This window comes from Limosilactobacillus reuteri, from assembly GCF_034259105.1.
GTDB classification, from domain to species: domain Bacteria; phylum Bacillota; class Bacilli; order Lactobacillales; family Lactobacillaceae; genus Limosilactobacillus; species Limosilactobacillus reuteri_G.
In genome coordinates this window covers 88294-113112 of sequence record NZ_CP139478.1, presented here as the reverse complement: position 1 = coordinate 113112, position 24819 = coordinate 88294, and the positions used below count along the sequence as shown (strand labels likewise).

Here is a 24819-nt window from a genome sequence, read left to right as displayed (position 1 = left end):
ATAAAATAAATATTCTTCATTAAAGTTTGTGTTTATCTAAGATGTCAGCGTTTTAAACAATGATTTTTAAAGATAACAACCAACAAAAAGTTAATTTTATTAAGTCTATTTTATTCGTTTTCGATCTTTTCTAAGACTTTTTTAATCAAAAAAGAAGCTCAGATTTAGCACTCCAAACTTCTTTAGCGAAAAATATTCTTCTATTCTTATTTATTAACTTTATTACGGAAAGGAACCGCATTTTCCTTAGTAATCTTAGTAACACCATGCATGTATGGTACTAATACTTCTGGAATTGTTACGGAGCCATCAGCATTTTGATAGTTTTCCAAGATAGCTGCCACTGTCCGCCCAACGGCTAAACCAGAACCGTTAAGCGTGTGAACATATTGTAATTTACCATCCTCATCCCGGTATTGGGTGTGCATCCGCCGTGCCTGAAAGTCCAAGCAGTTTGAACAACTCGAAACTTCACGATACTTATTTTGTGCTGGCATCCACAATTCAAGGTCATGTGTTTCAGATGCCGTAAAGCTCATGTCACCAGTAGTTAAGGTAATAACATGGTATGGCAAGTTTAACTTCTTCAAGATGTTCTCAGCGTTAGCAGTCATCTTTTCAAGTTCATCCCATGAGTTTTCTGGCTTAGTATACTTAACCATTTCTACCTTATTAAATTGGTGCATCCGGATCAATCCCCGAGTATCACGACCCGCTGCTCCCGCTTCAGAACGGAATGATGGTGTTAAAGCAGTAACGTAAACTGGTAATTCTTCAGTCGGAATAACTTCACCACGGTAGTAATTAGTTAACGGAACTTCGGCAGTTGGGATCAAAGTCATATCCTCGCCGTTAACCTGGTAAACTCCCTCTTTGAACTTAGGAAATTGACCAGTACCGTACATTGACTCAGCATTAACAATGTATGGCGGCAAGACTTCGGTATATCCTTCCTTCATGTGCTCGTCAAGCATGAAGTTGTAAACTGCCCGTTCAAGCTGAGCACCAAGACCCAAGTAGTAGACAAAACGCGCACCAGAAACCTTACCAGCGCGATCAAAGTCTAAAATACCAAGATTTTCACCGATATCCCAGTGATGCTTAGGTTCAAAATCAAAGTCCCGCACCTTCCCTACTTTCCGCAATTCAACGGCACCGTCTTCCGTTAAGCTAACCGGAACACCGTCATGAGGAACGTTCGGGAGGTGAGCCATCTTATTATGAAGTTCTGCATCATTTGCTTCAACTTCAGCGTCTAGTTCCTTGATCTTATCACCAAGTTCACGAGTTTCCTTAATGGCAGTATCGGCAGATTCACCATTTCGCTTAGCTTCCCCAATCTTCTTTGACGCTTCATTACGTTGCGCCTTCATTGTTTCGGTTTGTTGAAGCAATTCACGCCGCTTCTTATCTAGCGCAATAACTTCATCAATTTCTTCTGGTTTTATACCACGCGTAGCCAACTTTTCCTTATAAAAATCAGGTTCTTGACGAATCTTTTTAATATCTAACATCGTATTTCCTCCTAATTATATAAAAAAGAGCCATTCCATCCTTTATATTTTGGGACGAAATGGCTCTAGTTCCGCGGTACCACCCAAGTTTGACTATCTTTAGTCACCCTTCGAAGTAGATAACGGCTACTATCCGTGCAGAATTACCTGCCCACATATTTTTGCACCGGAGTTTCGGTTGACAGCTTCCACCACCCGCTGCTTCTCTGAATAACCTACTTGAAATGCACTCGTGTTTTCTATTCTGCAATTATCTTATTACACTTTCTCTAATTTATCAATCGAATTTTTATTTAAAACAAAAAAGGATTTTCACTTCTGAAAATCCTTTTTTGGTTAGTTTACGCACAACTAACTTTGGTGATAAGTCCACCATTCAACATTTAAAACCTACCACCAAGCGGCTTACATTACAGTAGGCTAGCACATTTACCATACTGTTGTAATTTCTGTGCCGACTTTTGAGGCATCACTATACTATCTGTACTGTTGAATCATTGTTTAGCACAATTGTCATGAACAATAAAAAACTTTTTGGTAGCAAATACACTTATATGATAAAACTAAACTGTTATCTGCTTATTGCTGTTGGCGTAGACAATAAGACTTTTAAGTTATCTGGGGGAGATATTGCTACTAATGCTTAAAGTTAAGTATTCGGGGGTTTCTTATAAGCATTATCATTCTACCGTTTGACAAATTTATCTAAACAGTGTTCAGCTATTTTATGATACCTGCTATATAAGGCTATAAACCTTATACCTATTAGGGAGTAGTAGTCGCAACAAACAATGCACAAAAATTGTTGCTTAACACTTAATAACTAGACTTTACCACTATCCAGTCAAGTGACAGCTACCATTATAATTAGCCTACGTAGGCATCGGGGGTCGCCTCTTTAAGGTTATTATAATAGCCTATATCCGCCAGTTTAAAAAGAGATTATCCCAAGCCACCTGGCACATACTTACCACTATCTTTTGGAGTAAGTTAAGTCATTCAATAAACCATTTTATAAATAAAAGGTAAAGTACTCCTCAAGATAAATAGTAACCATCAAGATCACTACCAGGTGGCATTTCATCTGTAGCTGTCGACCAGATGAATGGTGGCACCTGCTGGCAAGTTACAACCAATCATTTATTAAACAAGTGGCTAAACTAGCAATTTTTAAGAACTTCATTTTATTAAAAAGCTGATAATTAAATGATAATTAATCATTTGTCTTGTTGAAACAACATTTTAATAATAACTTTCAATTGTCATTCTACACTCTTAGTAACTTTTTTCAACTGATTTATCACCAGAAAATTTACTTTCTTAATAAAATTCAACATTCAATGCTATTATATCAACCGTTGAGGAGGATTAAAGCAGCATACCCTCTTTTTTATTCACTTCTTATAAATGAAATAATGATCATATGTACCAATCTCCTCCGTCTTTCTTTATCGTTTGACCATTACCAACCTGTCAAGTACGCAAAAAAGGGACTGTGACATAAGTCCCTTAGTTAAGAAGAGGCCGGGAAAAAAACTCCTAGTTGAAAATAAAAATCCGTACAATGAATTCTACAAAGATTCATTGTACGGATTTTTATGTACACAGGAAATCGTTCCTGATATGATGTAATTACCCCTAAAAACAAACAAAGAGGAGCGATTTTCATGTATCAAAATTATATCACAGGGCAAACAGAATTCGTACTAAATTATGATTATAATGTTCCATCAAGACATATTGTACGTATGATTGATGCTTTTGTAGATTCGATTCCACAAGAAATTTTATTGGATGACAAAGTAGCGACTACCGGTCGCCCACTTTCTCATCCAGCGATTATGCTTAAAATTTTATTATTTGCCTATTCACGTCAAACTTATTCTGGTCGGAAAATTGAGTTGATGCTTGAAGAGAATTTACCAATGCGTTGGTTGGCACGTGATCATACCTATAGTTACCATACAATTAATAATTTTCGCCAAAGTCAACACGCTAATAATTTAATCAAACGTTCTTTTGTGTACTTTACGATGGCATTAAAGGATCACGGACTAATTCAAAGTGATGCTTTCTTTATTGATGGGACAAAGCTTGAGGCAGATGCCAATAAGTATTCATTTACTTGGCGTCGAGCTGTTGAAAAATATCATGCAAAATTAAAAGAAAAAACAATCAAACTTTACGAAGATTTAGTCGAAAAACGGGTAGTTAAAGCGATGAGTCCAGAACTAGTGGAAACCGCTAATGGAATGGCTCTTATGGCTGAAAATATTGATGATAAAATCAGTGAATTGAATGAAGAAATAGCTCAAGAACCTAAAGTAATCAAGGGTGGTTCAGTTAAGAAACGACGACGCCGTTTCTTAAAAAAGATTCGTCGACAATTAAAAGAAGACTTTATACCTCGTGCTAATAAGTATGAAGAAGCAGAAGATATTTTTAAGGGCCGCAATAGCTTTTCAAAAACAGATCATGATGCCACATTCATGTGTATGAAAGAAGATCCAATGAAAAACCGAGAATTGAAACCTGGATACAACTTACAAATCGCTACCCACAATCAATTTGTTCTTGATTATGCCTTATATTCTAATCCGACAGATACTAGAACATTAGTACCATTTCTTGCTCAATTTCATTCTTTAGATTTCTTTGATCATATCGTGGCTGATGCAGGGTATGGTAGTGAATATAATTACACGACAATTATTGATCAGTTTGAAAAACAGCCTGTTATTCCATATACGACTTACCAAAAGGAACAGAAACGAAAATACAAAACTGATCCAACTAAATCACAAAACTGGCAATATAATGCCGAAGATGATTATTACATTGACCATCTAGGAGTTCGTTTTAGTTTTTATCGTTACAGTCGAAGAATTGATAAATATGGATTTAAACGTGATTTTAAACTTTATCGGGCAGATAAACATCAATTATCAGTACAATTAGATCAATTAGCGAAAACACCAAGTGGACGTCAACGCTATATGCAAGTTAATCCAACTTGGAATTACTATAAAGCTAAAGTTAAAGCAACCCTCTCAAGTGACGAAGGTAAGGCAATTTATCGTCGACGTAAGTACGACGTTGAACCCGTTTTCGGTCACATGAAGAGGGATTTTGGCGTACGCCGAACACATTTACGTGGGCAACGCGCTGTGGAAAATGACACCGGATTTACACTAATGGCTATGAATTTAACAAAATTGGGAAAGTTAGTAGCTCAAGCAGGGACAAAATTAATTGAAAAAGGAAAAATCCGAACCATAATTTCTGGAAAATCAAAAATTATGGTTCGGATTTTAATATTCAGAGGAAGGAATTTAATAGTTAATTCCCAGCCTCACTTAAATGAAATCAATTTTTATTCAGCCCAACATTTACCATTGATTCATCATTATGAATAAAGATAGCACCACGGTTGTCAGGACGCGTTTCCCAGCCCGCAATTGGTTCGCCATTGAAGAAAAGTCGCTTAGCCTCAATTTCACCCATTACCGATTGATCAGTAAAAACAGTCACGCTGCTCAAATCAGTCTCTAACGGGTATCCAGTCAGAGGATCTAGTAAATGGTGATAACGACGGCCATTTTTGATCAAAAATCGTTCATAAATCCCAGATGTAACTGCCGAACAAGCAGGCTCGCGAACAGTTGCCAGATTTTCACCACGATGTAATTGCGGATCCTGCACACCGATGATCCACTGCCCATCATCCCGCCGTGGCGACTTACCAACAAATAAGAGATTTCCCCCTAAGTCGATAATTCCCGCGGGAACTCCAGCTTCAATCCAAAGATCCCGAATACGGTCCGCAATATAGCCCTTCGCAATTCCGCCAAGGTCTAATTCCATCCCCGGCTCTTCTAAATATACCGTCCGTGCTTCTCGGTTCAGCAATACTTTATAAGGGTCGATCAACTTCAACCGCTCTTTGATCTCAGCATCACTTGGCACGTGCGCCCCTGCAAAACCGATTTTCCATAATTTTACTAACGGGCCAATCAAAGCGTTAAAGCCAAAGTTTTCACGACTATATTTCACTGCCAGCTCAATGAGGTCAAAAGTCGTTGGCGATACCATTTTCGGAGTTTTCCCTGCACCATGGTTCACCGACATCACTTCTGATTCATTACGGTTAACCGTTAATTGGTCCTCATAGTGGTCAATTAGGTCCATTGATTTCTTTAACAATGAAAAATATTTGTTGCCAAAAATCGTTAAATTTATGCGAGTTCCGAGAGCGTGATGAGTCATCACATGCCGCTGCGCCATCAATTCATTATTCATAACTAGTTTTCGGATGCACCTGTTGTAGCATCTGCCTCATCATCATTTGCGTCTACGCTGCCTGCATCTGATACGCCTGTTGTAGCGTCCGCATCAGTATCGTCGTTTGCTGCTGGTGCTGGGGTTGCAACCACTTCACTAGCATTGTCGGTGTTATCATCACTTGATTCTGAAGCACCTGTTGATGCATCAACGCTGTCAGCTTCTTCACTGTTGTCATTAGCATCTTCATGCTTAGATGCACCAGTGTTACCATCAGTACTCCATGCTCCATTTTCGAAGAGGTTAAGAATGTATTCTACACTACCAGTAAATTCGATGGTTCCAAGGTAATGACCATTAACATCACGTAAAGCGTAGTATTGGATCAATGAACGGTGACCATTCATCCATAATGGACGGGTAACAACATCTTTCTTACCTTCGCGGAAACTATTAATGATGCTCATTACAGCAGGTACAGCCAATGGTGGATGACATTCTTGAACAGTTTCACCAAGGGAAGCTACATTACGAACGTGTTCCCGGTTTGGCTTATCAGAGAACCATGCGAAATGGTCAGTACTGTCGATTAGGTCAATTTCAAATGGAATTGTACTGAAGATTTGTTGAACTTCTTTTAATGTCAACCGACCAGTTGGGAAGTTAATGTATGCTTCACTGATCGTTGGTTGTTTAACGGACATATCCAGTCCCTCCTTATTTGCATTTTCAAAGATTTGAATGTATTCCACAAAATGAGTAAAGCAGTCTTCAAGGTTATCTCGTGCTTCGGCATTAATTAACCGACCGTCTTTGGAGAAGGAATGACTAGCATTACCAATCAGAACTTCATTTCCTGGTAATAGGTTAGCGTCACAATCAGGAGAAACCAGAATTTGACGCATTTGAACTTGAGATCTTGCAGAAGCTTGGCGTCCATAAGATACCCCGACAACCATGACTGGCTTGTGTTTTAATACATCAGTCTTGTAAGAAAGCCATTCTACTGTACTCTTTAAGGCCGCTGGAATCCCATGGTCATATTCAGGAGTTGAGAAAATAACTCCGTCTGCAGCCTTAACTTTTTGCTTTAACTTCCATACCTCTGTTTGTTCAGAAAGAGGAGTGTCAACGCTAAATGGCGGTAATTGGCTAATCTCAGCAATTTCAATATCAGCCATTTGGCGGAAGTGCTTTTTCATGTAGCAAAGTAAAATCCGGTTATAGGAAAAATCAGCATTAGTTCCAACTAGAGCAAGAATTTTCATTACTTCTTCGCCTCCTTCTTTTCAGTAACCATGCGATTGATTGCCTTAGCATAGTGTTTGAATTCACGCATACATTTTTCTAAGAAATGAATAGTCGTTTCGTTAGTAATGTCGCCATCTTTATCAATGATATGAGCAGCATCACTCATAAAGAACTCTTCGTTTTGGAAAATATAAGCATTAACACCTGGTGAAATTAAGATGTCTCGTAATTGAACTTGGGAACGGGATGAGCCTTGATCATAGGTAGATGCCCCGATGATCATGACCGGCTTATTTTCTAAGGGGTGAACTTCATAGGAAAGCCATTCGATTACACTCTTCAAAGCAGAGGTAACAGAGTGGTTATATTCTGGGCTGGCGATAATAACAGCATCGGCGCTTGAAACACGACGATCAATATCAGCAACAACCTCAGGAATCTTTCCCTTATAATTTTCATTAAACATTGGCACTTGACGAATATCAATCACATCAATATCATCATCACTAAAATGACGGGCAATAAATTCTAATAACATCCGGTTGTATGAATGATTAGCATTTGACCCGGCAATTGCAGCAATTTTCAAACGTGTCACTTCCTTTAAGCTATTTATGCAACATTTCACATTGTTATTCTACTATATTTTACTCAATCAAAAAACATATTATTAGTAATATGCACGCTTAATTAACTATTTCTGCAACAATTGGTTATAAGTTTGGCTAAGTTATCATTTTAAAAAATTAATTACGCGATTTTTCATCCCCCGACATATTTATCCAGTGGTATTTGGAGATGTGCTAAAATATTAAACACATTGAATTAATAGAACGGAGAAATAATATGACACAAACTAAACAACATGAACAAGATGTTGATGTATGGGTTGGGAAGCGATTCCCACTCACGATTCGTCGCCTAGGCGTTAACGGACACGGAATCGGCTACTATAAGCACAAGGTATGTTTTGTCCCTGGTGCCCTGCCAAATGAAGTCGTGGTCGCGGAAGTTACACGCGTTCTGCCACGCTACCTTGAAGCTAAAATTCACCGGATTCGGAAAAAGAGTCGGGATCGGATAACACCACGGGATGAGTACGCTGATATTGCTGGTGGTTTTGAACTTGAAAATCTCGCTTACCAACAACAATTAAAGTTTAAACGGCAAGTAATCATTGATAGTCTCGAAAAGTTTCAACCATACGGCTACCGTAATTACGATGTTCGCCCAACTATTGCAGCCCCTGAAGAATACGGTTACCGTAACAAGGCCCAATTCCAGGTGCGGATGGTCAACGGCAAAGTGGCAGCCGGGCTTTACCAGCCAAACAGTCATACCCTCGTTAATATGGAGACTTGTGCTGTTCAAATGCCCCGCACAATGGAGACAGTTCGAGCAGTTACGCAGATGATCGAAGACTTGCAAATCCCAGTTTATGATGAAAAGCACAATAGCGGTATCATCAAGACCTTAGCAGTCCGTGAATCATGGTCAACTGGGGAAGTCCAATTAACCTTCATTACTAATTCTGCTAAACTTCCTCACAAACGCGAATTGCTTGAACGCATTGAAAAAGAACTACCAGCAGTTGTTTCAGTCATGCAAAACGTTAACCCAGGTGATACACCCTTAGTTTGGGGTGATAAAATGATCCACCTGGCTGGAAAAGATTCAATTCTTGAAAGCTTGATGGGACTTGATTTTAAACTCTCGGCACGCTCATTCTTACAACTAAATCCTGAACAAACAGAGGTATTGTACGAAGAAGCTTCTAAGGCCCTTGAACTAGACAAAGATGATACCTTAATTGATGCATACGCCGGGATCGGAACAATCGGTCTTTCCCTTGCATCGCGGGTAAAAGCTGTTCGCGGAATGGAAATTATCCCCGAAGCAGTTGCCGATGCTAACGAAAATGCCAAGTTAAATAATATTACTAACGCTAAATATGAAGTTGGCAAAGCAGAAGAAGTTCTTCCCCGCTGGCAAAAAGAGGGACTCAACTTTGATGCCCTTGTTGTTGACCCTCCACGAACTGGGTTAGATGACCAATTAATCAAGCAAATCTTAAAAGTTAAGCCGCGTAAGTTTGCCTACGTTTCATGTGACATGGCTTCTCTTGCCCGCAACCTACGACGATTAACTAGCGTCTATCACGTTGACTACATTCAACCAATTGACATGATGCCCCAAACGGCCCGTTGTGAAGCAGTCGTGAAATTATCATTGCGAAACGGAAATAAGGAATAGCTATGTAGGCTGGAAGAAAACTAATTTTTCTTTCGGCCTACTTTTGTTTTAAATAATGATCAAGCTCCATTGAAAACGTTTACAAAAAATCGCAATTTCATTATAATAGATTTAATAAGAAAACAATAAAGGAAGCCCGCCTATGAAGCCAACAATTAAAGATATTGCTCAACGGGCCCACGTTTCAACGGCCACTGTTTCTCGTGTTTTATCCAAAAAAGCGAAATCCTACCGTCCCGAAACTGCGGCTAAGATTGAAGCAATCGCTAAAGAACTAGGATACAAGAAAAACCTCGCAGCGGCTGAATTAGCTGCCAACAGCAGTATGTTAATTGCCGTCATCTTAAATAATACTCAAACGAATTTCTCAGATGATATCATCGCTGCTATTCAAGCGGAAACGGACAAAGCAGGATACCAAATGTTTATTCTTTACGCCGGGAATCATGATGCTCGACTGCTTAATCAAGCAATTAGCGTTGCCCTCGAACGACACGTTGCCGGTATTCTGCTAGTCGCAACCTCCCTCGATGAACAAGCCGCTCGCACCTTACGAGAAAGCAATACTCCTTGCCGGTTAGTATCGGTCTATGACGAAGATGATCCCCGGTATACTGGATTTAAATTTACAAGCTCAAATAACGAGGAAATTGGTTATTCAGCCGCTAACTATTTAATTGAACACGGACACTCCCGAATTGGATTAGCCGGCATTGATCGTTCTTCAACTGGGAAGCAGCGCCTTCACGGCTACCAACGGGCAATGACTGAACACGGCTTAATTCCTCATATGGAATGGGTTGAATATGGCGATTACAGTTTTGGTCCTCAACAAAACATGCTCAAAACACTAATAACTAAGGACCTCGATGCGATCATCACAGCTAGTGATATGGTGGCCGTGGGTATGATCAGAGAGGCTCATTTGCTAGGCCCTGATATTCCGAAAGACCTATCATTTATCAGTATCGATGGGACTTTTCTCTGTGACATTACCATCCCAACTATTACAAGCGTAACTCAGGACTTTTATCAAATGGGACTCATCGCAGTTAGGAGCCTATTGAACGATGATGACTCACAATTTATCCCAATCCATATCACACCGCGAAATAGCGTAAGACTCCTAGGCAAAAAATCATTAGAATATTAGAAAGTCGCGATTTTAATTGAAACAAACCGCGACTTTTTACCATTTTTTTGCAAGCGGTTGCACAAAAAGAATAAGTTTGTTATATTAATCGTGTAAGAGCTTACATCAGCTCGAGTTGCAATTATTTGATACATTTTTTCGTTAGGAGTTGTTTTTCATGAGTCAAGATGAGTCTGTTGTACTTAACAAAGACCAAGAAACTTCGACGAGTGGATTGCCAATTTTACCAAAGAGTACCATCTGGATGATTAACTTTGGTTTCCTTGGGGTTCAAATCGCCTTTACGTTACAAGGTTCACAAATGAGCCGGATCTTCCAAACAATTGGTGCTAATCCTAATAATTTGGGATGGTTCTTCTTACTTCCACCACTTGCAGGATTGATCGTGCAGCCAATCATTGGTTATTATTCTGACCGAACATGGGCGCCAAAACTTGGTGGTCGGCGTCTCCCCTACCTGTTAATCGGGATGGTCATTGCCGTCATCGTTATGATTTTACTGCCTAATTCAGGAAGTTTTGGATTTGGATACGGTTCGTTAGCAGCCCTCTGGTTTGGGGCTATTACCGTTGCCTTCCTTGATCTTTCATCAAATATGGCGATGCAGCCATTTAAGATGATGGTTGGTGATATGGTTAACGATGATCAAAAGAGTTATGCATACGGGATTCAAAGTTTAATCTGTAATACCGGTGCCGTTTTAGCAGCCATTTTCCCATTCCTTTTGACATGGTGGGGTGTATCAAACACTGCTAAAAAGGGTGTTGTTCCTCAATCAGTTGTAATTTCGTTCTACGTTGGCGCTGTTATTTTAGTCATCACCTGTCTCTTTACTATCTTCCGGGTTCACGAATATGATCCCGCAACTTATGCTCGTTACCATGGCATTTCAGAGGAAGATAATAAAAAAGGCGGAAACTGGTTTACCCTCTTAAAGCATGCTCCACGGGTATTTTGGAATGTCGCATTAGTTCAATTCTTCTGCTGGTTCTCTTTCCAATACCTTTCAACTTATGCTGTTGGGGCCATCGCTAAGAATGTTTGGTTAACAACGGATGCTTCTTCTGCTGCCTACCAAGCTGCTGGTAACTGGTACGGTGTTATGACTGCGGTTCAATCAATCGCGGCAGTTGTATGGTCATATGTTTTGGCTAAAGTTCCTAATAATCACCACAAAGCTGGCTATGCTTTCAGTCTTTTACTCGGGGCTATTGGGTACACATCAATCTTCTTTATCCATTCACAAAATGCCCTTATCTTCTCCTTCGTTTTGATTGGAATTGCCTGGGCTTCAATGAATACCTACCCGTTAACAATGGTTACAAATGCCTTATCTGGTAAACACATGGGTACCTACCTTGGACTATTTAATGGTTCAATCTGTGTACCACAAATGGTTGCCTCACTACTAAGTTTTGGTCTCTTCCCATTACTCGGCAGTTCCCAAGTCAACATGATGCTTGTTACTGGTATTTCTGCCCTCTTAGGTGCAATTTCAGTTCTCTTTATCAAAGAAACTTACCAAGCTTAATTATTCTAAATAAAATAGAGTTTGCAGACAATATTTGCAGACTCTACTTTTATTTTAAAGGTGGATTATAGAATGAAGTTAGCCACCCAGTTGGTGGTAAATAAAAAACGCCATTCGGCGTGACATCAGGTATCATATTAAGTGAACCAAACCTATATGAAAGGATGTCCGTCAAATGACGCACTTAAATGATACCATGTCTACTAGTTTATTGACTACTCATAAAAAGAATGCTCATCTTACTAAAGAAGAACGTGTGATGATTGCGACTTTAAAGTCGCAAGGACTTTCCAATCGCGCAATTGGTCGCCAATTAGGAGTTAATCATCAAACAATTAATAACGAGCTCAACCGTGGTACGGTCCGCCAACTTCGTCGTCAAAAATCTAATGGTAAGATTTACGAATATTCTTACTACATCTATAGTTATGAAGCTGGTCAGGCCACATATCTTGAACATCACCGCCATTCTGGTCGTCGTCGCTTATATTATTCTTCAAAGCAATTTTTACGATTAGCTGATCAGCTAATGCTTGGTGAGTTTGACGACCACCATTACTCCCCACAAGCGGTTATTTATAAGGCTCGAGATTTAATGAATGATGGCACCCTGATCCCAAAGTCGGTTGTAACTTTATATCAATGGATTAATGAGGGTGTGCTTCGTACGTCCAATTTAGACCTCTTTGAAAAACCTAAACGTAAGCATCATCGAACTCATCCGCAAGCTAAAAGGTGCTTAGGGCCTAATATTGCTCAACGACCTCAAACTGCGGACCAACGGTCCGAAATTGGCCATTGGGAACTAGATACAGTTCAGGGACAGAAAAACGGTAATGACAGTGTTGTACTAGTAATGACTGATCGCCTTTCACGAGTTAATATCACGAGTAAAATTGCTGGTAAAACTGCGCATGCAGTAAATCAGTTCTTTATAAATTTACGCCAGAAAATGGGCACAGATGCTTACTATCGCATCTTTAAGACAATAACCTCTGACAACGGTTCAGAATTTAGTGAGTTAACACAAGTTCACGATCATGTTTTCTATGCTGATCCGTATTCCCCCCTTGGGAACGTGGATCCAATGAGATCAATAACCGGTTTCTCCGCAAGGAGATTACCAAAGGTGAAGCTATAAATAACTATAGTAGTGCTCAGATCATAGCGACTAATGATTGGATGAATCACTATCCACGAGCTATGTTTAATGGACATTCGTCAATGGATATCTATCGTAAGGCCTTCTACCAAGAGATATCACAGCTCCATCAACCAATAATCAATTGGTCAGTATTATTTATTTGAGTCCAGTGGCTAACTTATTCTTGAAATTTAGGCTTTTATTTTAAATAAGATTTGTTATAATACCTAAAAGTCTTTATGCAATTTTTCGTTTATAATAAACACATTTTTGCATAAAAATACATTAAAAACTTGACAAAAGTATAAATTTACAGTAGTTTAGTATCAATCATTATCCTTTAATTTGGTCCCGTGAGGCTAACAAGGGCAGCGTTGTATTACTAACATTGAATTATACATATATATTCAATTTTTCGTATACGCTTAAGCCCATCACCAATGGTTTAAGCGTTTTTTATTAAATTTTTTTACAACGTGCAACTAGTTTATGTGATCAGTGGAAGGGTTTTGTAAGAAAGGATGAAACTCATGAAACGATATTTAATTCTAGAAGATGGTACTGTTTATACCGGCGAGGGTTTTGGCGCTATCAAGGCAACTCTTGGTGAGGTCGTCTTCACAACAGGGATGGTCGGCTACCAAGAAGCAATTACCGACCAATCTTTTGCCCATCAAATTTTAGTCTTTACCAATCCTCTCATCGGTAACTATGGGATTAATAGTGAAGACAACGAAACATTGCATCCCCAAATCAAGGGTGTAGTTTGTCATCATGTCGCACGTGTTCCCAGCAACTGGCGCATGACTGACTCACTCCCTAACTTCTTAGCAAAACACCAAATTCCTGGCCTTCAAGGAATTGATACACGTGAACTAGTCCGTAAGCTTCGTCAATATGGTACATTACGCGGAATCATGACCGATAATATTACCGATGTCAAAGATAAGCTTGAACAGTTAAAGCAAACTTCGCCAACCCATAACATTATTAGTAAAGTATCTACTAAAGAATCCTACGCTAATCCAGGAACTAAGCGAACTGTTGTTGTTCTTGACTTCGGGATGAAAAATAGCATTCTCCGTGAATTAAATAAAAGAGACTGCAATGCGATCGTCCTTCCTTATAACGCCTCGATCAGCGAAATAATGGCATTCAATCCAGACGGTATCCTTCTTTCCAACGGGCCTGGTGATCCGCTTGAAATGACAAACGCAGCTGCAACCGTCACGGAATTAGAAAAACATCTTCCCATCTTCGGCATTTGCATGGGCCATCAAATCTTTGCTCTAGCTAATGGTGCCAAAACTTATAAGATGAAATTTGGTCACCGTGGTTTTAACCATCCCGTCCGTAATCTCCAAACAGGAAAAATTGCATTTACCTCCCAAAATCATGGTTTTGCGGTTGATCCATCCTCCATTGATGATACCGACCTCCAAATCACCCACCTTGAAGTGAACGATGGCACGGTTGAAGGACTCCAACATTCAAAGTATCCAGCATTTTCCGTTCAGTTCCACCCAGACGCTGCGCCAGGCCCCCACGATGCTGAACAGCTTTTTGATAAATTCATGGCATTAATTGACAGTAATAAGGAGGTCCTCGCCTATGCCTAAACGAACTGATATTCATAAAATTCTCGTCATCGGGTCTGGTCCTATTATTATTGGTCAAGCAGCTGAATTTGATTATTCCGGCACGCAGGCTTGTCTCGCCCTCCGCGAAGAAGGATACGAAACTGTTCTTGTTAATTCTAATCCAGCAACAATCATGACCGATAAGGAAATTGCAGATCATGTCTACATCGAACCATTAACGGTTGACTCCCTCTCTCGCATTATCCGTCAAGAATATCCTGATGCAATTTTACCAACCCTTGGCGGACAAATTGGCCTCAACTTAGCTGTCTCCTTATCTAAAACTGGTCTCCTCGATGAATTAGGAATTGAACTTCTCGGAACTAAGCTGGATTCGATTGATGAAGCAGAAGACCGAGAAAAATTTAAGGAATTAATGAATGAGCTTGGTGAACCTGTTCCCGCTTCGCAGACAGTTAATACTGTTGATGAAGCAGTCGAATTCGCACACCAATGTGGATATCCAGTAATCGTCCGTCCCGCCTTTACCATGGGTGGTACAGGTGGTGGGATCTGCCATAATGATGCAGAAATGCGTACTGTTGCCAAAAATGGCTTGGAATTATCCCCTGCCACCCAATGTTTAATTGAAAAATCAATCGCGGGTTATAAGGAAATCGAGTTTGAAGTAATGCGGGATGCAGCTGACAATGTAATGGTCGTTTGCTGCATGGAAAACTTTGATCCGGTGGGAATTCATACTGGTGACTCCATCGTATTTGCCCCTAACCAGACCCTTAGCGACCGTGAATACCAGATGCTCCGTGATTGCGCGCTCAAGCTAATTCGTGCCCTCAAAATCGAAGGGGGATGTAACGTCCAACTGGCTCTTGATCCGCAAAGTTTCCAGTATAACGTTATCGAAGTTAATCCGCGGGTTTCCCGTTCATCTGCCCTTGCTTCCAAGGCAACTGGTTATCCAATCGCTAAAATGGCTGCTAAAATTGCGGTTGGCCTTATCCTCGATGAAATTAAGAATCCCGTTACCAAGACGACTTTTGCTGAATTTGAACCGGCACTTGACTATGTTGTCTGCAAAATTCCCCGCTGGCCGTTTGATAAATTCGCTCAAGCTGATCGACACCTGGGCAGTCAGATGAAAGCCACCGGAGAAGTAATGGCAATTGGTCGGACGGCTGAAGAAGCCCTCCATAAGGCTGTCCGCTCACTTGAAATTGATGAAAAAGACCTCTTTTCAGCAGAGGCACACCATGCGCCAACAGATATACTGGAAAAGAAGTTACGTTATCCCCAAGATGATCGGTTATTTTATTTAGCAGAAGCATTTCGGCGTGGGTACTCCCTTCAGCAAACTCATGACTTAACTAAGATTTCCCCTTATTTCCTCGATATCGTCAAACACTTGGTGGAACTCGAAGACGATCTTAGCACCAAACCATTTGATGCAGAAACACTGATGACAGGCAAAAAATATGGTTTTAGCGATGCAACAATTGCCCACCTTTGGTATACTTCCTCACAAGAAGTTCGGGATTTCCGAAAACAAAATGGAGTTCTCTCCGTATATAAGATGATCGATACCTGTGCTGCTGAATTTGCTTCTTCAACCCCTTATTTCTACAGTGCATATGACCATGAAAACGAAAGTCAACGAACAAAAAAACCATCGATCCTTGTCATTGGCTCAGGGCCAATCCGGATTGGTCAAGGAGTCGAGTTTGACTACGCGACCGTTCACAGCGTTAAGGCAATTCAACGGGCTGGCTACGAAGCAATTGTCATTAATTCTAATCCAGAAACTGTTTCAACAGATTTCTCGGTTTCCGATAAACTCTATTTCGAGCCCCTCACGCTTGAAGATGTCCTAAACGTGGTTGATCTCGAACAACCAGTAGGCGTGATTGTTCAATTCGGTGGACAAACGGCGATTAATTTAGCAGAAGGTCTTGTTAAAAACGGGGTTAATATTCTTGGAACAACCGTTGAAGATCTTGATGCCGCGGAAGATCGAGAAGTATTCGATAAAGTTATTACTGATCTAAATCTTAAGCAGCCAATCGGTTTAACCGCGACTACTCACTCTGCCGTTATCAAAGCGGCTGAAAAAATCGGCTATCCCGTTCTCGTTCGTCCAAGTTATGTTCTCGGTGGGAAGGCCATGGAGACTGTTTATAATCAAGAAGAACTGGACCAATACCTTCAACAAAACGCCTCCATTACTGCTGATCACCCCATTTTAATCGATGCTTACCTTGAAGGACGGGAATGTGAAGTAGACGCAATTTGTGATGGGAAGGACGTCCTTATCCCCGGAATAATGGAACATATTGAACACGCGGGCGTTCATTCGGGAGATTCAATGGCAGTTTATCCCCCACAACATTTTGATGATGACATTAAACAGCAAATCGTTACTGCCACCGAAAAATTAGCAGTTGCGCTTAAATGTATCGGCATTATGAACATCCAATTTATTGTTCATAATCATGAGGTGTACATCCTTGAAGTTAATCCGCGCGCTAGTCGGACAGTGCCATTCCTCAGCAAAATTACAGGGATCGAAATGGCCCAAGTTGCTACCAGAGTTATCCTTGGACAGTCCCTTGCTGATCAAGGCTTTACTAACGGGCTTTACCCAGAGCCACAAACTATTCATGTTAAAGCTCCCGTCTTTAGTTTTAACAAGCTAGCGAATGTTGATTCTTACCTCAGTCCAGAAATGAAATCGACAGGCGAAGTGATGGGGACAGATACCACCTATGCAAAAGCACTTCATAAAGCCTTTTCTGGAGCACACGTTCAAGTCCCTAACAATGGCAAAATTCTCTTTACGATTGAAAATGGGGATGAAGAAGACATTCTCCCACTAGCAAAACGGTTTGCTCAGATTGGCTACCAAGTTTTCACTACCCCGCAAACAGCATCATACTTTAAGGATAACGGAATTCACATCCATCAAGAAATATCCAATATCGATGAACTCAACCGCCTCTTAAAATCCGGGCAGATCGACCTCGTTATCAACACCATGCGCCACGATTACGAACAAGATTCACTTGGTTTTCAGATCCGCCAAAGTACAATCGCGCAAAACGTACCACTCATGACTTCACTTGATACGGTTAATGCGTTGCTGCACGTTAAAGAAGATCAATCTTTGGAAGCCATCACAATTAAATAGATAATAAAAGCGAGACCGGATAAATTTCTAGTCCCGCTTTTATTTTAACTATTTTATATTAAGGAGAGATTTAATTAGCGCTACACTTCTTTAACAGTTACCCCTTCATGAATTGCTTGGACAGCTAAAGCCCCAATAAGAAGGGAGATGCCACCAAGCAAAAGCATCATTGGTTGATTGTGACCAACAAGTGGGAAAAGGAAGAAGCTACATAACGATGCAACAATTTGCGGTACACAGATTCCAACATTGAAGAGTCCGAGGTAGGCACCTTCATTTTTACCATTCAAAGATGAAGTAAGGAGGGTAAATGGAATCGTGTTGATACTGAAGTTACCAATTCCAAACATGATCATTGCAATGATTGAAGTAGTCTTAGTTGTTACAAAGGTCATCCAAATTAATCCTAAGCCACCAACAATCATTCCAAACGTGTACCACTTCTTCCGTGAGCCAGCCTTAGCATGAGCATAAATTAATCCCCAAACAATGCCAGCAATACTGTAAACGGCAGTTAAAATACCGTACCAGTTACCAGCAGCCTGATAACCGGCAGAAGTTACATCAGACGTATGCCAAATATTACGAGCACAGGTTCCAGTTGTGTATGTCCAAACATACATAATCGCAAACCAACTAAATAATTGAACCAGGTTGATTTCCCAGAAAGCGCGCGGTGCCGTCTTAATCAATTCCCAAAGGCTGACTGATTTGTTTTGCTCTTCTGGATCAATGTGGTGGTATTTTGCATATGTTTCCGGATCATATTCCTTAACATTAAAGACCGTCCATAATCCCGTAAATAGAAGAACCGCCGCTGCACAAAGGTATGACCAGATAACAGTGTTTGGCACAACTCCTCGTTTAGCAGTATTTGACATCCCGAACATCGTAAAGATAAATGGTAAGATCGTTGCTAAAATTCCCCCACCATTGGAAAAGACTTGTTGCCAGGACCAAGCAAAGTTCTTCTGCTTGTTATTAACCATGTCACCAACAATCATCCGTGATGGCTGCATACAAATATTACTAAATAAGTCCATCAAACATACCGCCGTCGCAGCATAAATCATCGCAGCCATTGAACCATAGCCGAAACCAAGGGAACCGGAGAATGGTAACATGATCAAAACTAATGCCGCAATCGGTGTCCCAAATAATAGGTAGGGCAACCGGCGACCAAAGCGATTCCAGGTTCGATCTGACATCTTCCCCATAATCGGTTGTACAATCATCCCCATTAATGGTGGAAAAATGAAGAAGAAACCTAGGTTGTTAGGATTTGCCCCAATCGTTTGACAAATCCGACTCATCTGAGAACTCTGCAGTGAGAAAGCCATGTTTATTCCCAGAAAAGCAAATGTAATCGCAAATAGCTCTTTTTTGGCAAGTCTGGCATCCCTGTATCCAGATCAACCTGCTTCGTTTCAACTTTTTGTTTCGAATTCGAAAGTGATTTATCCCATGATTATTCATCCCCACTCTAGTATTGATAAACCTTAGCTTCGTATGGCCGGATAGTATCATTTTGATCATCCTCATAATTACTAATTAGTAACTTCGCATCAGCTGGCACATTATAATGGCGGTTAACAGTCTCATCAGTATAGTTCAAGATTATCAACAAAGTAGTGTCATCATCTTGGCGTGTGTATGCAAAGACCTGTTCATCATCTTCATTACCAGGAACTAACGCATACTTTCCATTAGTAATTACCGGCATTGTGTGTCGTAGTTCAATCAATTTTTGATAGTAATAGAAAATTGAATTCTTATCAGCTAATGCATTTTTGACATTAATCTGCTTGTAATTTGGATTAACCTTTTCCCATGGAGTATGATCGGAAAAGCCTGCATACTCGCTATCATCCCATTGCATTGGTGTCCGCGCATTATCACGTGAATGGATCGCAATGTACTTCATCATCGTCTCGCCATCAAGCAAATGCTGGTCATCAACAAGTTGGTGGTAGGCATTAATCGATTCAAGGTCGACGTAATCTTCAAGCTTTGGGAAATAGGCGTTAGTCATGCCAATTTCTTCCCTTTCATAAATGTATGGCGTTCCTTGCATCATATGGGTCATGGTTGCTAACATCTTGGCAGATTTAACTCGATAATCTTCGGTCTGGTCATTACCAAACCGTGATACAACCCGTGGCTGGTCATGGTTGTTCCAATAAAGGGAGTTCCAAGCCTTGCCATACAATTTTTCTTGCCACTTCGTTAAGTTTGCCCGCAAATCTTTAAGGCTCGTCTTGCGATCATCCCACTTACCAAGGGCTGGATTAGGGTTGCTATCAAGGCCCATGTGTTCAAATTGGAAAATCATATTTAATTCTTTATTATCAAGGCTGGCATACTTCTCGGCATCTTCCGGTGTAGCGCCCGGTGTTTCACCAACTGTCACCATCTTATGCTTACTCATAACATTCTTATTCATTTCTTGTAAGAATTCATGAATGCGATGACCATTTGATACTAACGGTTCAACATTGGCGTATTTCTCGTCTTCGTTCTTGTTAGCATCAGGCAATCCATCCGGCTTAGAAATTAGGTTAATAACGTCCATCCGAAAACCATCGACACCCTTGGCAGCCCACCAGTTCATCATGTCATAAACAGAGTGCCGAACTTTCGGATTTTCCCAATTTAGATCTGGTTGTTCTGGAGCAAAAAGATGAAGGTAATATTGGCCGGATTCATCATCATATTTCCAAGCAGCACCAGAGAAGTAGGAACCCCAATTATTTGGCTCTTCACCCTTCTTACCGTCACGCCAAATATAATAATCACGATATGGATTGTCTTTGCCCTTTCGTGATTCCTTAAACCAGTCATGTTGGTCAGAAGTATGGTTAACTACTAAGTCCATGACCAATTTCATTCCACGTTCATGAACGCAATCGATCAATTCTTGAAAATCATCCATGTTGCCAAGAGTCGGGTTAATTGCTTCATAGTTGCTGATATCATAACCATTATCAAATTGTGGTGACTCATAAATGGGGTTCAACCAAATGACATCGACGCCTAATTCCTTAATGTAATCGAGACGATCAATTATTCCACGAAGGTCACCGACACCATCATGATTGGTATCTTGAAAACTTTTTGGATAAATTTGATAAACAACCGATTTATTCCACCAATGATTGTTTTCCATAAAATAAAACCTCTCTCCATAAAACTACTATAATTTTCACTTTAAATATTAATGTAAACGTTTACTTAACTCCAATTAAATATTAACACCTATATTTTTAATTGCAAGCATTTTATGTAAACGATTACATTTTGACAAAAATAAAATGCCAGGATAATCTCTCCTGACACTTTATTTTGCTATTAGAATCACCGCAAATGACGCAACGAATGATTCGACCGGGTTGTATTTTGAAAACGACTGTGCCGGCGAGGTGGTCGTCGTCCGGGCATTGGTAATGGTGCTGCGCTTGTCTCCTCTTCACTAACTTTAATTTCAACAACAGGCTCAGGGGTTGCGGATTCTTCAGATAATGCCTGAGTAGGTTCTGCTCCTAATTTTTCGGGTGGTGTAGTAAACTCCTCTTCCTCATCTGAAGATTCAGTTTCTTCTGTTAGATCTTCTTTAGTCTCTGCTGGTGCCGCTTGCGGAGCGATGTCAAAGGAGATCGATAATTCATCCCCACCAACTGCTGCACTGACTGTAGAAGCTTCCGCCTGATTTTCTTCTTGTTCAGTAGCAACAAGCGACTCCTCTTCCTCATCTGAATTAAATGAAATTATATAAGCTGATGAGTCAGATTCTTCTTCAACGGCTGCATCATCTGGAACTGAAACTGCACTTTGCGGGGAATCTTCTTGGGGTTCAACTTGCTCTTCTGCAGCAACATCATTAGTCGGGATATCTTCCTGATTTTCTTCGATTGGCATTTCCTCTTCTTCCGCTTGAAAACTAGCAAACTGTTCCTGATTATCAGAAGCAAAAGGAACGTCACCATCTTCCTCCACTCCTTCAACTGCTGAAGGTTCAAGAGGTTCTTCCACATTGACAAAAGGTTCTTCTTGCTTCAAGTCTTCTGTTGTGATCGCTGCCGCCTCTACTAATTTCTCCTTAGAAATAGCATGGCCACTTGCGACCATCGAAGTTCCAGTAGCTGCTGCAGCCGTAGAATTACTCATATAAACATTTTGCTGGTCCATCCCAAATAAACGAGCCCGCAATCGTACTGTTCCATCAAGTTCATCATTATATTGGCCGACTACCCTAATAATATAGGAATCATTAGTCTGATCCGCACCAAAATTCAAACGCATCTTGTTATCAGCAAAGGACATTGTATAAGGTGTCTCGACAAGGTGATCCCCTTCCACTACTGGGAATTGATTAGAAATATCCCGTAGTCGTTGAAGGTTTACCCCATATGATTGAGGCAACTTTAATCCCCGTGAATTACGATAAATCTCAATCCGCATTGTTGACGGCTTTACTACGGCATTAGATAACTCTTCTACTAGGTCACTCGTGTTAAAGACAATATAGGCATGATTAAGGTCTTTTTGTGCCAGATTAACATAGATAATGTCCTCAAAGAGCTGCTGATCCTTATCAAAATTCATCATCCGGCTAGAAATCCCGAGAAACATATCGTTAGCAAGGTCTGGATAGTCGATATCAATCGTAAAGTCTTTTCGGTAATCATCAACACTTATAAAACATTCCAAGCCAAATTCGTTCTCTGGAGTTGTGAGTGGATCAATTGCTAATTCTCCCTCTAATCCACCAATTATTTGTCGATGCTCGGTTACGTAATTGGTAAAAGTATAGACAAGTTCGTGCTTATCACGGTCATAGGCCCCCATCGCAATAACAACCCCATCTTGATCACTAAAGTCAGGAACTGGTTTTTTAGGATAACCATTAGGCGCAACCATCAAATTTGATGATAGTTGAACAGTAAATTGATCGGCTGGTCGGACATCTTTAGCAACCGTAAAACTAACACGCCACTTGACGGTATCTTCCCGGGTCGGATCGAGGAAAAAGTCTGATTGGGTATTAATTTTGACATTATGTAAAATATGACCATCTTCATAAAATGATCCAAATTCAACTTGATCATGCTTTAATTGTTCATGGTCTTGACTTAGATCCTCGTCCACAGTATGATATGCCGTTGCTGATTGTTGATTTTCATCAGGTACGCTTTGTGCGATCGCCATTAGTATTTCGCATAAGTTAGCCTTAAAGAAACCGGCACGTAAATTAAGAAGTCCATAGTAAAAATTCATTGCTTGATAATTATCCATCATTCCGCCCTCATTTTCCGTCTATAGATTATCAATAGATAACGACCAAAGGCTTCAAAAACATTTGATTATTTTCTGCTTTTCGTCTTCTGAATATATTATAACCAATTTTGACTAAATAGCTGATAGTTGTTGCCATTGCTTCCAAATTTTTTCTTCTGCCAATTTATCTAGATTGTCATAGGCACCAGTACTCAAGCTTTGCAGTTCATCTTGATCTTGTAATAATTTGACGACGGTTTGAATGAACTGTCCCTGATTATTCAAAGGAATGATCTCACCATTTTTACCTGAAATTACCATTTCACGTGGTCCATAAAGGTAATCATAAGAAACAACTGGTACCCCATGATTCAAGGCCTCGCCCATCGCTAATGGCTGTGCATCGATTCGACTTGCATCGACAAATAATTGAGCTTGATCATATGCCTCATCTAATGATATCTGGTAACCAGCAAACTCAATCGCCTTATCTAATCCAAGGCTTTTAACCTGCTTTTTATAGTTGTCCATATCTTCACTAGTGCCATAACCATAGAAAGTTAGCTTACTTTCAGGAACTTGATGATGAATCTGCGCAAACATATTGATTAGTTGACTAGTTTGCTTATCTTCTGCCAGTCGCCCAACATAAATCAACTGTCCTGGTGTCCGATCAGCTTCATTAATCCGTGCATAGTTAGCAAGAACGGGGGCCCCATTAATCACATAGATTGGCACAGTATTGTGAATTTGTTGCTGGAGAATCTCAGCTTGCTTAGCAGTCATGACGATTACCCCATCCCACTTGTCCGCATCCGTAGTAACAGGGTCTTGTAGCATAACATTTAAGGAACCATTTATTAAGTCCTGGCCATCATTAACCTGGTTCATCGGAAGCCACAAGAATTTCTTTGCTTTTGTCATCATTGATTGAACCGGTTTGATCGCAACTGCTGGTCGATCAGCAATAAATACATTGTCCTCACCATTCGCCTTATTCAATTCATCTAAAAAGAAGATAAAGAGGTCCTCTAAAGAATCAAAGAAGCGATCCTGTCCCTGATAATTACGTAAAACATTCAGAGAATTGATCGGGGTATTTTCAACTGATTTTACAAAATACCGTTCAAGATACGTTTCTCCATTGGGGCGGTAATAACGTGCATAGTATTCCTGTCCATCTTCACCAAAGAATTCGTCAGCTGCCTTAAAGCCACGAATATCATATTGTTGGCGAAGAGTCATATTACCAGCAAGATCAAAGTAATCAACATGGTTAACTTGCCCAATCGTTCCAGCCGCAAAGTGAACTTCGCAAACAAGGCGGTCACCATCTTTTACTTCGCGATAGTTATTTCCGGTTCCTACTTGATAGTTAATTGGTAAAGGCAAATCCTCAGTATGGAGCTTTTCGCCTTGGTAATCAGTCGTGTTTGCAAAAAAATCATACATATTAACAATTTGGTCGTTGGTTAAACCAAATTTTTTGATGGTATCATGAAGAACGAGGTCGAAGTCACGAGTCACCAACTTAGCTTCTCCACCATGCTTTTTAAATAGGGCTAGTCGTTTTAATTCAGCATGTTCAACACTGGAATTGCTACTTAACAAGTATTGGTTTACAAAAAAGTACACT

13 protein-coding genes and 2 pseudogenes are annotated in these 24819 nt (G+C 40.3%); 7 read left to right on the top strand and 8 right to left on the bottom strand.

The genetic code is table 11. From position 1 onward, the window contains the following. Positions 1-206: 206 nt before the first annotated feature. On the bottom strand, positions 207-1514 hold the full coding sequence (gene serS / locus SH603_RS01445; RefSeq protein WP_169470882.1) for a serine--tRNA ligase: 1308 nt from the start codon (positions 1512-1514) through the stop codon (positions 207-209). A 1667-nt stretch (positions 1515-3181) separates the two neighbouring features. Here serS and SH603_RS01440 point away from each other — a divergent pair. After that, complete coding sequence (locus SH603_RS01440; protein ID WP_321533999.1) at positions 3182-4930, top strand: IS1182 family transposase; 1749 nt, start codon at positions 3182-3184, stop codon at positions 4928-4930. Here SH603_RS01440 and SH603_RS01435 read toward each other — a convergent pair. Genes SH603_RS01435 through SH603_RS01425 form a run of 3 tightly spaced genes read right to left on the bottom strand, consistent with a single transcriptional unit; the run spans position 4881 to position 7635 of the window. Then, positions 4881-5813, bottom strand: a complete 933-nt coding sequence (locus SH603_RS01435; RefSeq protein ID WP_169470883.1) for an FAD:protein FMN transferase — start codon at positions 5811-5813, stop codon at positions 4881-4883. The genes SH603_RS01440 and SH603_RS01435 overlap by 50 nt on opposite strands. A gap of 2 nt (positions 5814-5815) precedes the next feature. Beyond that, positions 5816-7063, bottom strand: coding sequence for an NAD(P)H-dependent oxidoreductase (locus tag SH603_RS01430; RefSeq protein ID WP_321533998.1), 1248 nt, complete (start codon positions 7061-7063; stop codon positions 5816-5818). Continuing rightward, positions 7063-7635, bottom strand: coding sequence for an NADPH-dependent FMN reductase (locus SH603_RS01425; RefSeq protein WP_169470885.1), 573 nt, complete (start codon positions 7633-7635; stop codon positions 7063-7065). The genes SH603_RS01430 and SH603_RS01425 overlap by 1 nt, the downstream gene beginning before the upstream one ends. A gap of 257 nt (positions 7636-7892) precedes the next feature. Between SH603_RS01425 and rlmD the strand changes: the two genes are divergently transcribed. The 6 genes and pseudogenes from rlmD (at position 7893) to carB (ending at position 17909) form a co-directional block, all read left to right on the top strand. After that, the gene (rlmD, locus tag SH603_RS01420; RefSeq protein ID WP_169478245.1) at positions 7893-9299 is read left to right on the top strand and encodes a 23S rRNA (uracil(1939)-C(5))-methyltransferase RlmD; all 1407 of its coding nucleotides are present in this window, start codon (positions 7893-7895) and stop codon (positions 9297-9299) included. Between the two features lie 142 nt (positions 9300-9441). Continuing rightward, the gene (locus tag SH603_RS01415; RefSeq protein ID WP_169473459.1) at positions 9442-10452 is read left to right on the top strand and encodes a LacI family DNA-binding transcriptional regulator; all 1011 of its coding nucleotides are present in this window, start codon (positions 9442-9444) and stop codon (positions 10450-10452) included. 157 nt (positions 10453-10609) lie between these two features. Next, positions 10610-11983, top strand: coding sequence for an SLC45 family MFS transporter (locus SH603_RS01410; protein WP_169478243.1), 1374 nt, complete (start codon positions 10610-10612; stop codon positions 11981-11983). Between the two features lie 175 nt (positions 11984-12158). Then, positions 12159-13291, top strand: a pseudogene (locus tag SH603_RS01405) (IS30 family transposase). Between the two features lie 366 nt (positions 13292-13657). Further along, entirely contained in the window at positions 13658-14746 is a 1089-nt protein-coding gene (gene carA, locus SH603_RS01400; RefSeq protein WP_321533997.1) for a glutamine-hydrolyzing carbamoyl-phosphate synthase small subunit, read from the top strand. Beyond that, positions 14739-17909, top strand: coding sequence for a carbamoyl-phosphate synthase large subunit (carB, locus tag SH603_RS01395; protein ID WP_321533996.1), 3171 nt, complete (start codon positions 14739-14741; stop codon positions 17907-17909). The genes carA and carB overlap by 8 nt, the downstream gene beginning before the upstream one ends. 80 nt (positions 17910-17989) lie before the next feature. Here carB and SH603_RS01390 read toward each other — a convergent pair. The 4 genes and pseudogenes from SH603_RS01390 to SH603_RS01375 form a co-directional block, all read right to left on the bottom strand. Beyond that, a pseudogene (locus SH603_RS01390) lies at positions 17990-19308 on the bottom strand (SLC45 family MFS transporter). A gap of 84 nt (positions 19309-19392) precedes the next feature. Next, positions 19393-21075, bottom strand: coding sequence for an alpha-glucosidase (locus SH603_RS01385; RefSeq protein ID WP_321533995.1), 1683 nt, complete (start codon positions 21073-21075; stop codon positions 19393-19395). A gap of 188 nt (positions 21076-21263) precedes the next feature. Then, entirely contained in the window at positions 21264-23204 is a 1941-nt protein-coding gene (locus SH603_RS01380) for a fibrinogen-binding adhesin SdrG C-terminal domain-containing protein (RefSeq protein ID WP_321533994.1), read from the bottom strand. A gap of 111 nt (positions 23205-23315) precedes the next feature. Next, a complete protein-coding gene (locus tag SH603_RS01375) occupies positions 23316-24818 on the bottom strand; it encodes a glycosyltransferase (RefSeq protein ID WP_169472608.1) in 1503 nt (500 codons plus the stop codon). Position 24819 lies beyond the last annotated feature (1 nt).